This window comes from Sphingobacterium athyrii (assembly GCF_003071065.1).
GTDB classification, from domain to species: domain Bacteria; phylum Bacteroidota; class Bacteroidia; order Sphingobacteriales; family Sphingobacteriaceae; genus Sphingobacterium; species Sphingobacterium athyrii.
In genome coordinates, this window is the sequence record NZ_QCXX01000009.1 from 317,850 (window position 1) to 330,771 (window position 12,922).

Annotated in this window: 7 protein-coding genes; 3 read left to right on the forward strand and 4 right to left on the reverse strand. The window is 41.4% G+C overall.

What is annotated here, in order from left to right:
* Window positions 1-193 precede the first annotated feature (193 nt).
* The 4 genes from DCO56_RS26150 to DCO56_RS26165 form a co-directional block, all read right to left on the reverse strand.
* Window positions 194-2,887 (reverse strand): hypothetical protein, encoded by a 2,694-nt coding sequence (locus DCO56_RS26150; protein ID WP_108636625.1) that lies wholly within the window; start codon window positions 2,885-2,887, stop codon window positions 194-196.
* Window positions 2,868-3,698: a GLPGLI family protein gene (locus tag DCO56_RS26155; RefSeq protein ID WP_108636626.1), complete on the reverse strand. Its 831-nt coding sequence runs from the start codon at window positions 3,696-3,698 to the stop codon at window positions 2,868-2,870. Before DCO56_RS26155 ends, DCO56_RS26150 begins: the two co-directional genes overlap by 20 nt.
* Before the next feature lie 28 nt (window positions 3,699-3,726).
* Window positions 3,727-4,065: a hypothetical protein gene (locus tag DCO56_RS26160; RefSeq protein WP_146191144.1), complete on the reverse strand. Its 339-nt coding sequence runs from the start codon at window positions 4,063-4,065 to the stop codon at window positions 3,727-3,729.
* Window positions 4,066-4,718: 653 nt separating this feature from the next.
* Window positions 4,719-8,783 (reverse strand): hybrid sensor histidine kinase/response regulator transcription factor, encoded by a 4,065-nt coding sequence (locus DCO56_RS26165; protein ID WP_108636628.1) that lies wholly within the window; start codon window positions 8,781-8,783, stop codon window positions 4,719-4,721.
* A gap of 384 nt (window positions 8,784-9,167) precedes the next feature.
* On the opposite strand from DCO56_RS26165, the gene DCO56_RS26170 reads away from it, so the two are divergent.
* Genes DCO56_RS26170 through DCO56_RS26180 form a run of 3 tightly spaced genes read left to right on the forward strand, consistent with a single transcriptional unit; the run spans window position 9,168 to window position 12,921 of the window.
* The gene (locus tag DCO56_RS26170) at window positions 9,168-10,283 is read left to right on the forward strand and encodes a glycoside hydrolase family 88/105 protein (RefSeq protein ID WP_108636629.1); all 1,116 of its coding nucleotides are present in this window, start codon (window positions 9,168-9,170) and stop codon (window positions 10,281-10,283) included.
* A gap of 13 nt (window positions 10,284-10,296) precedes the next feature.
* A complete protein-coding gene (locus tag DCO56_RS26175) occupies window positions 10,297-11,538 on the forward strand; it encodes a DUF2264 domain-containing protein (protein ID WP_108636672.1) in 1,242 nt (413 codons plus the stop codon).
* 45 nt (window positions 11,539-11,583) lie between these two features.
* Window positions 11,584-12,921, forward strand: coding sequence for a BNR repeat-containing protein (locus tag DCO56_RS26180; protein WP_219929454.1), 1,338 nt, complete (start codon window positions 11,584-11,586; stop codon window positions 12,919-12,921).
* Window position 12,922 lies beyond the last annotated feature (1 nt).

The following is a 12,922-nucleotide window of genomic DNA, read 5'->3' on the forward strand; positions in this document are numbered from 1 at the left end:
CAAAAATACTTTTTTGTCTAAATATTTGGAATTTAAAACAGTACCTTTTATTTTTATTGCATCGACTTCATTCAAGCAGTGAATATTGATCGAGTACAATACGCTTATCCGCTTGGCAGTGTAACCTTATACTTTCCAGTTATATATAGCTGAATTAGGCCGGCAATTTTCATTAAAGCCTTTTCCTAAAAACTTAAAAATTATAGTCTATTCCAAAGCTTATGTACCGGGGCAAGAGCCGGTATTCGGTGGTGGAACGCGAAATGTCTGTGAGCATGGCGTTTCTGAAAGAGCGGGTGTTAAAAATGTTTTTGGCTGTTATGTCAAAGCGGGTCTTGTATCTTTTGAGGTCGTAAAATACTGAAAAGTCCGAAAAATAATAAGTTTGTTTTTTTTGTTGGGGCATGGACCCAAAACGATAAGATTCGTTCTTGAGGCTCAACTGCAGATTTTCGCCAAAGCGCAAAAATAGATTTAAAAAAGCTTGGCTATTTGTCAAGGTATTTTTCTCACCTTCCATTCGGTAGTTGTTGGTTTGTAGGCTATATCCTGTATACATATTGAAGCAGGATTTCCACGAACTTCTGAACAAAAGCCCATAGTCGTATCTGTTTGTACGGATTTTCCTACGGCCCAAGCCGACGACCACGTTTTCATAATCAACTGTATTGAAGCCCACATCCAACTTTAAATTTCCATTTAGAGATTTTACAAAATAGTTCAGCTCGGCCTTAGCATAGGTCAGCGTTTTGTCTTTGAGTAAGCGCTGTTGCACGAGGTTAAAATTGGGGTTGAGGTCGCTTTCCGTTCCAATATAGTCAAACAGGATCTGATGCCCGATCCAGAGGTTGGTAAAAAACCGGTCGCTCATATTACCGTAGGTGTATTGAAGCGTTCCGCCCGAACTGCTCAAGGTTGCCATGTTATCCATTCCTTTAATAAAATTGCGCACGCCCGTGGTGTAATAGTTGGGTATCAGGTCAGTAAGTTTGGTGTTCTGCTGTTGAAAAAACAAATCAGTTTCCAGCCGTCCTTTGTGGTGTATGGCCCATTTTCCTGATAGGCCGGGCGAAAGTTGCAGATTGCTTTTGTGTTTTTGTTCCTCAAAATTAATCAGCCGGCTGTCTGCCAGGCCTAATTGCAGGCGGGGAGTTATTTCCCAGCTGCGGTGCTTAACCGTGTATTTAGAAATAATGTTAGTCTGAAACAAACGGAGGGTCATTTCATTGGCAAATTTTGGTGGATACACTACCGTTTTGTACTCCGCTTCGGGGTCGGGCAGTAGCCGAAACAGGGTGTTGAGCTCTTGATTTTGATAGGTTGAGCTCAATCCCAGCTCGAAGAAATTGCCGTTTTGTTGCCGGCTTACATAATGCGTAGTAGCCCCCAGATAGCGCAGATTGTTGTCTATATGCTGTTGCACCTCGTTCACCGAGTTAGATCCGAAGAGGTCTTCGTAATAATATTGATTGATACTGTAATCAACCGGCGACTGCTGGTCGATGAAGCGGACGGAGCTGACCAGCGCTTTGCGCTCCGATAGCTTGTAGCTGTATGATAGGTTGTGGTTGGTGAGGTAACCTTTGTTTTTGGTGGTTTCTAAGCTGGATATGTTGTTAAAAATCAAAGTTCCCAGCTCATTGCTGTTCAGAGAACCCAGTGTACCGGTATAGTTCAGTGTGGTATGAGGGGTGGGCTCGTATTGCAGTTCCACTTTGGTAAAATAATTGTTGATTTTGCGCGCAAATTCATAGTTTTCGTTCGTGGTAAATTGAATGTCTTCCAAGTTATACTCCTGTACGGTATTGCGGTAAAACGATTTTTTTGTTGGATTGGCAAAACCCAGCCATTTGATTTTGAATGCAGCTATCGGATTTAAAATGGTATTTAATGAGATAAGCTTGTCGTTGTTGAAATTCGTGCGCCGATAATCGAAGTTGGACAGATTGGGTGTATTGTCAATCAGGGTAGGCGTGCTTACATCTAACCCAATTTGTCCGGGTTCATTTGTCGAACCGGACTGTATAAGGTGGTTGATGCTGCTTACGGCATCGTAGCCATTGTTATTGCCACTGGCCAAGAGGTAATATTTGTTGCGCTTCCCAAAATTCATGAGGTTAGCGCTGGCTTGATAATACTTTGGGCCAATTGGTGAGCCCTGCAGCCCCACTGAACCCAGCCACTGGTTTTTGCTTTCCGCTTTCAGTTGCAGGTTAAGGGCGACCTTGTCCGAGTTTTCGATACCTTTTAATTGTTTGTTATTGGAGTAACGCTGCAGTACCTGAATTTTTTCCAGTGACTGCACACTCATATTTTGCGTAAGCAGGCGGTATCCCTTCTCAAAAAAATCGTCACCTTCAACCATGACCTTTTCCACCTCTTTGTTGCCGATCTTGATACTGCCATCGGTACCTACGTTGATCCCCGGAATTTTGCGCAGCAAATCTTCTACGTTGCGCTCATCGCCCTGCAAAAAAGAGCTTACCGCCAGTTCAAGAGTATCCCGGCCCCGTAAGTAAGGCTGTTTGGCGTGTACAATGACCTCCTGTAACCTCTGCACACCACCGGGTTGCATTTGCGCATCAATAAGGGTGTCGGCTTGGGTAGGCGCAATAGCTAGGCTAAGCGGTTCAGAGCCAAGTGATTTAAACTGCAAAATGAATTTTCCGCTTTGTGCAGTTTGCAAGCGGTAATTTCCCTGGCCATCACTAAAGGTGTAGGTCAGCATTCGGGAATCGGCCGCAAGACGCAAATCAATACGCACACCGCCCAAAGCTTCACCTTTGACGCTCACCTTGCCATGTATGGCGACCTGTGCCTGTGCAAAAAAAGGCAATAGGCATAGTCCAAGCCATCCTATTAAAAGCTTAATTTTTTTCCCACTCATATACTTGTTCTACACTGCCACGAACTTTTTTGCGTTCTACGGTTACGCCTTCCATCAAAGGCATTTTGCTCATCATCATGCGCATCCGCTCCTCGGTTTCGAGATCTTCTTTTTTTATGTAGTCCTCTAAGCTGAGTTTAGGCAGCGCATTTATGTATTTTTCGTTAACGGGCACATCGCTTGCGTATGGATATTCAATTTCTTTAAGCAGCCAATAGTGTGGGTTGCCCCCTTCATTATATAGCATGACGATAAGACCGGGCAGGCCACCAAATTTGTAAGGCCCGGCAGGTACCGGAATATCGTTGGTATAGTAGGCTATTAGGGGCGTACCCCGGTAAACGGCGGTAGCCTTGTGACATATATGTTTGCCCAGCGTATCTACATCGGTGTAATTGGTATTCCACACGAGAGGCGGAAACTCATCGCTAACGAGGTAGTTGCTGCCTTTGAGCGAACGCGTTTCAACCAGTTGAGGGACATTATTTTTTTGGATAACGATGTTCCGGTAGATTTTGCCCATATCTAGCGTCACCGACATGCTGCCGCTTAGTTCCCCATCATCCCCATTGTTGGCGCCATGGGGCTTGGGTTGTGGTAGCGAATCGCGAACGGACGTTTTTATCCCGTCCTGAAAATAAACCTCTTCCCGAAAAGTAGCGGCAGGCGATGGCAGGTATTCGTACACCGCCTTAAGTTTTTGGCCATAAGAAACTGTCGCGGCCAATAAGAATACAAAGAATAGAGAATATTTGTTCATGATCGTTGGATTGGAAAAAGCGAGGCCTAGGCCCCGCTTAAATTTTAACATTTGTAATTCGAATAAAATAGGGTACAGACTATATCCCTAGTTCGCCACTTGCAAGCATATGTCTATAAATCGTTCTACAGTTGTCGAAGAATCCTGAACAGGAACTTTCCACATAGGTTTGCGAAGTGTAGGTGCCTACCACCTGACCGCTGCCATTGTAAACATTTAGGGTATAAACACATTTTGTCAACATGCTTTTGCTTTCCTTTGACGCTTCGGAAACTTTAGCCTTAGCATTGCTTTCGGCTAGCTTTTCAGTGGTTGTTTTCACATTTGCATTTTCTTTAGAAGCTTTTGCACCTGTTCCGGCAAATGCTGCAGTTGATAACGCAGCTACTGCGACCAAACTCATTACTAATTTTTTCATTTTTTTACTTTTTTTTGTTAAACCATCATGCTTTTTTGGGAGCATGTTTTAATTCTCTGGTAGTAAAAGTAGGGCAAGGAAATGAAATGATTTCGACCGTTTGGTATTCGCGGGAGCTGATCTATTATTCGCACTTATTTATTCGATTTTTAGTCTTGTATACTTGGCGACGCCTTTTGCTTTATTGAGAGAAAGTCGCGATCAAGTCGTTAAATACTTAAAAAAGTAAAAAGGTGAGAAGTTAAACTGTGTGGTCAGCACCGATATTTTCGAAGAGTCAGCCGATTATATGGTAGCCAAAGTGACCCTAAAATTTAAAGAGTTTACCAGGACTGTTCTAGTGACTTTGGTCCGTGACGGGGATAGCTGGGCAGTATCCAGTTCAGTCAACTCATAATAAATAGGAGCCGTTTAAATAAATATATAAATGTTGTAAAACCATATCAAGGTATGTGGCTTCTATGTTCTCAATTAATTGTAAAGATCAAGTTTTTTGGATAATTTTAGCTGGTATCGAAGAATATGTTGATTTGATGAGTGGTTAAAAAAATATAACCCTGAATAAATATTTGTAATATTTAGGTTAGTAGTGCTTTTTTTGAAAGTACCCTGATCGGAAATGTAAAACTCTGGTCACGGCTCTTTAGTACAAGTTATCGGGTTACGAACGAGTTTGAAGTCGATCTCTTTTGGAATTCACTCGGAGTAACTCCAAATGCTGCCTTAAAGCAGGTTGCAAAGTAACGCGGGTCAGAAAAACCAGTTTCAAAGGCTACTTCACTCACTGAAATCGAGCGATCTTTTTGCATGATCTGGCATGCATGTTTTAACCGTATATTTTTAATAAATTCGCTCGGCGAGACATTCAAAAGAACTTTTGTCTTTCGATAAAGTGTTGATTTGGATAGGCCCAGTATATCGCCGAGTTTGATTACATCAAAGTGGTCGTCCGAAAGATGTTTTTCGATAACTTGAATCATCTTCTGTACAAATTTTTCATCTAAAGGCGTATGGTCGAGTGCCGCGATATTAATCTGTGTATTACTCTGAAACACAAGTTGTCGACAGCGTTTGTTGATGATAAAACTTTGGATTCTGGCTTCCAAGACCTTAATCTCAAAAGGTTTGCTAATGTATCCATCTGCACCCGCTTGATAACATTCAATACGATCTTCAATACTGTTTTTGGCAGTCAGGAGCAAAATAGGAATATGGTTAAATTCTGAATTTGATTTGATGGTTTTGCACAAATTAAGTCCATCGAGTTCGGGCATCATAATATCGCTCACGATAATATCTATTTCAGTATTCTCGAGGACCTCCAAAGCTCGCAAACCGTTATGGGCAATATGTACCTGATAATTTTGGGCTAAGATTCTGGCCATAGTTGAGCGAAGTTCTTCATTATCTTCTACCAGCAAGAGGTTAAGTTTTGGCTGTATTGTACTTTTTGGTAAACTTTCATCAATCGCATCGGAATGGATAGTAGTCGCTTTTAGTTCGTCGACAAAAGGCTGTTCCATCACTTGGATCCCTTTGCTATGGTAGTGCAATTTATCCACCGGAATCGTGACGTGAAACATACTGCCGACATGGAGTTGACTCTCCACCCGGATTTCACCATCATGTGCTTCTATCAATTGTTTGGTTACAGAAAGGCCTATACCATTGCTTTCGAGATGTTTTGTAGAGTTATTGGTGTAAAAGGCAGTAAAAATTTTCTCCATATCTTCGGGGTATATTCCTATGCCATTGTCACGAACATAAATGAAGAGTCTACTTGAACCTTTGTCTTCCGCTACATGATATGAAAGTGAAATCTTTCCCCCTTGTTCGGTATATTTAAATGCATTGGATAGGAGATTGAATAGAATTTTATCAATTTTATCAACGTCATAGTAAAGACATTCGGGACAGTCTCCATGTTGAATTTCAAAATCGATGTTTTTCTTTTTGGCAATGGGACCAAAATGCATGGCACCTAATTGAGTCACAAACGAAGGAAAATTGGATGCACTGATTTGCAGTTTCATGCTGTTGCTTTCCATTCTTCTGAAATCTAAGATTTGTTGGAGCAACCGTTTCAGTCGACTTAAATTAAGGCGCATTTTATCAAATTGCTCTAAATTATTTTTTGTAGTCATCTGAACATCATCAACTAAACAGGAGATAATGGTCAGCGGCGTGAGTAAGTCGTGTGAAATATTGGTAAAATAGCTGAGCTTGGACTGTGCAAGTTCCTTGGTTTTCTCTTTTTCAATTTGGGCAATTTTTAGGTCACCACTCAATTTTAAGCGCTTAAAAGAATAATTAATAAAAAAGAATACGATGCCCCCGACAATACAGGCATAAATAAAATAGGCGAAGTTGCTTTCATAAAATGAAGGTTTCTTTATTATTTGAATTTGCGTAAGTGTGGTATTCCACTTGTTGTAGAGGTCGGTTGATTTGACTAAAAACCTATAGTTTCCTTTACTTAAATTGTTGTATGTTGCAAAGATACGGTCTCTGGGGGCATAGATCCATTCTTTATCTACGCCTTCCAATTTATACGCATAACGGATTTTTCCTTCCTGCGTAAAAGGTAGGGTGGAGAAGGATATTTCAATATTTTGATCTTCGGGATTCAGTATCAATTTAGTATGGTCATTGCTGAATACCTCGTCTTTTGATTCTAGGATAATAGACTTATTATTTATTTTGATGTCCGAAATAAGAACCTTTTCTTTAAAATTAGGTATGATACTATGATCATTGAGTTGAACAATCCCATTGTAACCACCAAAATAAATGGTATTGGCATTTTTGTCCACAGCAAAGGCCCGTTTTGAAAACATGTTGACCTGAAGGCTGTCAGAAGTGGAGAATTCACAGATGTCATTATTTGAACGGTTGATTTTGTAGATATTACGAGTTGTTGATAGCCAAGTATAGCGACCCAGACAAATAATATCAAGAAGTTGATTTTTTTCAAATAAGGTCGTGTTTGCGATTTCCTTTACTTGTTTATTGGCGAGTTGATATTGGAGCAGCCTATTATCTTTGGTCCCGATCCATAAATTACCATCAAGATCGACATCCATCGTTTCAATCTGGTCAGTTTTCAATCCGGAAGTTTCTTTACCAATATGCGCAAGCTGGACGGTCAAATTTCGACTGTCCATACAATAAATCCCATTTTCTTTGGTTGCGATCCAAATATGGTTTTGATTATCTTGAGCAACAGCGACAGGCTGATCCTTAATCTTTGGGATGATCGCCATATTTTCTGATTCCGATTTTTTCAAGAGCAAACCCTGTGTCGTGGCGATCCAGAGTCTTTTTTGTCGATCTGTGAAGAAAAAGGAGGGTATTCCTTGATGGTCGATCTGCTGAGCTAGATTTATCTTCCGTAAGAATTTGATATTATTGTCTGTCTTCTGAAAAACATTGATTGAGGATTCATAGGCAGAACCTACCCACAACTCTTGCCCAAAATCTGTGGCACAGGTCACAGCGCGTATTGAAATAAGATCTCTAAAATTGGAGTTGCTATAAGTATTTAGTTGATTTGTTGTTGGTGACAGACTTCCAAAACCAAATCGTTCGAGATTAAACCACAGGGTGCCCAAGTGATCTCGATAGAGCATATTTAAATTGGGAGCAATGCTGTATAAGGATTTTATTTGCTGAAAGTTATGGTTTTTAAGGGTTGGTTTGTCAAAGCTGAACATTGATACGCCCTTGCCACCGACAGCAAGCCATAATGTACCATATCTATCTTGGTAGATATCGTTGAATATGTTGGTCGTATTGTCAAAGTAGCGAGATAGGTCAATTTCCTGCAATCGGCCATTTTGATATTGAAGTGTCGATATGCCTGAAAAGGAGAGAACCCAGATGTAATGGCGGCTTCGATCCTGAATGATATTGTAAAATAAATCTTCTTTACCAATTTGACGGCGCTTATTTTTAATCTCAATTTCCTTGTAGGGGTCTTTTGGGTTTTGTGGGTTGAATAAATAAATTCCGTCTCCCCAAGTACATATCCAAAGTTGTCTGTGATCATCTTCCATCAATTTGAAAGGATTGTTGCGTTGACCAAGTTTGGGGTAGGCGTGTAACTTGTTATTATTGAGGCTAAGCTTAAATAAGCCATCTCCCCAAACGCCAATCCACATCTGAGCCTGGCTATCCTGAAATAGGGTATTAATCGTTTTGCCTGGCATCCTATTGTTCAGGATACGCGAACTTTGTACATCTGTCAATGGCTTTAATGTACTGTCGTAGATAAAAATGCCATCATCCGTACCGATCCAAAGCCTCTTTGAACGGTCAACCATCATTGTGTTGACACGAAGGGTTGCTAAGCGTGGATCATTTAGCGGGAAGATTTTATAATTGCGCTTATCTAATACATAAACACCTTTTTCACCCCCCAAAATCAATTTGTTTTCCAGTTCTATAAGTGTTCGAATAGCTTGTTGGGTGGTTGCTTTCCCCGCAGCATCTCTCAGTTTAAAATTGAGGATATTATAGGCGTCATAGCGACTTAAACCCTGGGTAGATGCAAACCAGATGTATCCTTCTCGATCCTGTATCGTCTGATTGATTGTTAGTGAGGGAAGCTCATAATTTTTTGGCACAGGGTCAAGCCCCATCTGTTGGCTATATACAGCAGTTACTACGGTTAGATATAGATGCAAAAATGCGATTACTTGCCGGATAGATGCGCTCATCTTAATAATCTTTTATTCGACCTGTCCAATCCAGTTTTGGTAAAATTCTTACCCAACCATAGCTGCTGCGCTCGATCTCCTAGAGTTAACGTTAGCCTACGGTATCATTTAGCTTCAATACATCCGTATTGTATAGCGAATAAAGGGGGACCAACTGAAGATTTTTAGGTTTATATTGATTAAATATACAAATATTTTTTAAATAAGTGTATATTGTACGTTTATTTTTAGAGTAAAGCCACTAAACCTGATCATTTAGCCTTTTAGGCCTAAAATGATCCCATTTTAGGTCATGATTAGTCTTTATTCAAACATCTTCCAAAACGATTTGAAGTAGTTTTGTTTGTCCCGGTAGGGAATCAAACATTATAAATCTTAATAGACATGCGTATCAATTTTATTTTATGCCTATTGCTTATAGGACATTTTTCTTTTGGACAGAAACTGAAAAAAGAAGCGGTCCTTTCTCAGCTCAAAAGTGCAAACCAGTATTGGCAATCTCATCACAAACCGGAGGTTTGGGCATTTTGGGATCAGGCGGCCTACCATACTGGAAATATGGAATTTTATAAGATTTCCAATTCCAAAAGTGAGCTGAAATATTCTGAGGACTGGGCAAGGTTCAATGATTGGAAAGGCGCTAAATCAACCAACAAACAACATTGGAAATATAGCTACGGTGAGACAGATGAGTATGTTCTTTTTGGAGATTGGCAGATCTGTTTCCAGACCTATATTGATCTTTATAATTTGTCGCCAAGTCCCGAAAAGATTGCTCGAGCTAAAGAAGTTATGGACTATCAGATCCATTCAGCCAATACTGATTATTGGTGGTGGGCTGATGGCCTGTATATGGTGATGCCTGTCATGACCAAAATGTACCAATTGACTAAAGATCCGCTTTATCTTGATAAAATGTATACCTATTTGCAATACGCAGATAGTATTATGTTTGATAAGGAAGATAAGTTGTACTATCGTGACGCAAAATATGTTTATCCGAAACACAAAAGCCTCCACGGCAAGAAGGATTTTTGGGCGCGTGGTGATGGTTGGGTATTTGCTGCCTTGGCTAAGGTCCTCCAAGATCTACCCAAGCAGGATAGACATTATAGTTATTACCGTGAAAGATTCAAAGAAATGGCGGTTGCAATCGTAAGCTGTCAGCAAGCAGAAGGTTTTTGGACGCGAAGTATGTTGGATCCGGACCATGCTCCTGGTAGGGAGACGAGTGGTACGGCCTTTTTTACCTATGGTTTACTTTGGGGTATCAACGAAGGAGTACTCACTGATCCGAAGTTTGCTCAGGCTGCGCTTAAGGGCTGGAACTACCTTAGTCAAATCGCTCTGCAGGCGGACGGAAAAATCGGATACGTGCAACCTATCGGTGAGAAAGCTATCCCCGGGCAAGTTGTTGATGCCAATTCTACAGCGCCGTTTGGTGTAGGGGCATTCTTATTGGCCGGAACAGAAATGTATCGTTATCTGGATAAAAAATGAGTTAACCATGAATATGAAAAATCAGATTTTATTTTCCTTCCTGCTGCTGTTGGCAGTTCAGTCTGTTCAGGGCCAAATTGCAAAAAAGAAACCCACGGGTAATCACGAGACCAGTAGAACTTTTTGGCTTCAAGAAATGGACCGTATGCTGCGTCCGGTGTTACGGAGTCTAGCACATGACAGTCTTCGATTAAATATGCCTCAGATGACATCGACGCAGGTGGATAACAAGGAGCATCGTATCAAAGTGCAGTATGTCGAAGTATTGGGAAGAGTATTGTCAGGTATAGCGCCCTGGCTTTCTTTGGATGGTGGTTCAGTAGCAGAAAGAAAGCTGCGCGATCAATATAGAGTCTGGACTGTTCAAGCGCTGAAAAATGCGTTAGATAGCAATGCCCGGGATTTTATGCGTTTTGATCTAGGGGGGCAACAGCTTGTTGATGCTTCCTTTATTGCTTTAGGTTTTATGCGTAGTCCATGGTTGTGGGAGCATATTGATGATCAAACAAAAAAGAATTTGATCGCATCGATAAAAATCACGCGTCAGTTTCGGCCGGCCTATTCAAATTGGTTGCTTTTTTCGGCGATGAATGAAGCTTTTTTAGCTAAATATTCAACGGAGTGGGATGTGATGCGAGTCGATTATGCCTTGCAGCAATTAGAGCAATGGTATGTTGGCGATGGTATGTATATGGATGGTCCGCATTATGCCTTTGATTACTACAATAGTTATGTTATTCATCCTTTTTTGGCGGGCATCATGGATATGATCCAATTGAAAACCAAAAACTACGACAGCATGTTTGCGAAGATCAGGCTCCGTAACGAACGCTATGCTATTATCCAGGAACGCTTAATCAATGCAGACGGTAGTTTTCCGCCAACGGGGAGATCTGTAATTTATCGCGCTGCGGCCTTTCATCATTTGGCGGATATGGCATTCAAAAAGCGCCTTCCGAAAGAACTAACAACTGGCCAGGTTCGTGGAGCATTGTCTGCTGTATTGAAAAAGACGACAGAAAACCCTGGTACTTATCAAAATGGCTGGTTGACATTAGGTATGTATGGCAGTCAACCTGGCCTTGGTGATCCCTATAACAATCAAGGAAGCCCTTACCTCTGCTCAGTGATTTTCTTGCCTTTGGGACTGTCAGATGAGGATCCATTCTGGACAAGCGAAGCGACAGACTGGAGTGCCAAACGTATCTGGTTAGGACAGGATTGGAACAAAGACCATAGCAAAGCTATTCAATAACATCGTACCTATGAAACAAGTTTCACAAAGCCAATTAAAAAGTAAATGAAAAGATATCGTAGTCAAATTATAAAAATAGGGATGCTCTGCTGTGCATGCCTGTTATTTCTTTTTCAGGTGCGGGGACAAAAAATTAAGGAAACAATAGTCGGAAGCGGGTGGGCAAAGAATACGGTTAATACCGCCGTATTTCGCAAGAACTCCTTAACCAGCAACCGTAAATATCAGTATGTAGCCTATTATGACGACGACGGTTATGTGGTATTAGGTCGACGTCTACTATCAGGAAAAGTTTGGCAGCTGCGTCGTACGGCTTATACCGGTCATGCCAAAGATGCGCATAATGTGATCAGTATCATGGTGGATCAGGCTGGATATCTTCACGTATGCTGGGATCAGCATGATAGTCGGTTGAGGTATGCACGTTCTCTTCATCCAAATAGCCTCGTCCTTGGTTACGAGCAGGTTATGGTAGGTCGAGATGAGACATTAGTGACTTATCCCGAGTTTTTAAAACTCCCCAATGGTCAGTTGTTATTTTTATATCGGGATGGCGGATCAGGCAATGGTAATCTCGTGGTGAATAGCTATGATAGCAAACAACAAAAATGGAAACGTATCCATAGCAATTTGATCGATGGTGAGGGAAAAAGAAATGCGTATTGGCAAAGTTATGTCGATAATCGCGGCACGATACATTTATCTTGGGTGTGGCGGGAAAGTCCGGATGTGGCGAGCAACCATGATATGGCTTATGCCTGCTCCAAAGATGGGGGATTAACCTGGGAGCGAAGTAATGGTATAAGGTATGATCTGCCGATGAAGGCTTCTACCGTAGAATATGCAGCTCGTATTCCGCAGCACCACGAATTGATTAATCAAACATCCATTGCAGCCGATGAAAGGGGGAACCCTTTTATAGCAAGTTATTGGCGCGATCCGGAATCACAGATTCCGCAATATAAAGTAATTTATTTGCAGGATGGAGAATGGAAAGTCCGATCTTTTGATTTTAGAAAAACTCCATTCAGCTTAAGTGGTGGTGGAACAAAAGAAATTCCAATCGCTAGACCGCAGTTGTTGGTTCGAGGGAGAGGCGATAGGGTCGCTTTGACGTTGATCTTTCGGGATCAGGAAAGGGGATTTCGACCTTCTATCTTGACCTTGTGGGGGATGCAACGCGAGGCCAATGACATTGTTGATCTTCGTGATGAATCTGTAGGGGCTTGGGAGCCGACCTACGATACCGAGTTGTGGCGAAATAAGCGCAAGATTGCGCTATTTGTACAGGCTACGGTACAAAAAGATGGCGAAGGATTAGCTGAAACGGCTCCGACAGCAGTAAAAGTGCTCGAATGGTGCGACAAATCCGCAAAAAAATGAG

Excerpts from the sequence above, each read along its gene's own strand:
- DCO56_RS26155 (WP_108636626.1), bottom strand. The coding sequence starts at position 3,698 with ATGTTAAAATTTAAGCGGGGCCTAGGCCTCGCTTTTTCCAATCCAACG.
- DCO56_RS26160 (WP_146191144.1), bottom strand. The coding sequence starts at position 4,065 with ATGAAAAAATTAGTAATGAGTTTGGTCGCAGTAGCTGCGTTATCAACT.
- DCO56_RS26180 (WP_219929454.1), top strand. The coding sequence starts at position 11,584 with ATGAAAAGATATCGTAGTCAAATTATAAAAATAGGGATGCTCTGCTGT.
- DCO56_RS26170 (WP_108636629.1), top strand. The coding sequence starts at position 9,168 with ATGCGTATCAATTTTATTTTATGCCTATTGCTTATAGGACATTTTTCT.
- DCO56_RS26165 (WP_108636628.1), bottom strand. The coding sequence starts at position 8,783 with ATGAGCGCATCTATCCGGCAAGTAATCGCATTTTTGCATCTATATCTA.
- DCO56_RS26150 (WP_108636625.1), bottom strand. The coding sequence starts at position 2,887 with ATGAGTGGGAAAAAAATTAAGCTTTTAATAGGATGGCTTGGACTATGC.
- DCO56_RS26175 (WP_108636672.1), top strand. The coding sequence starts at position 10,297 with ATGAAAAATCAGATTTTATTTTCCTTCCTGCTGCTGTTGGCAGTTCAG.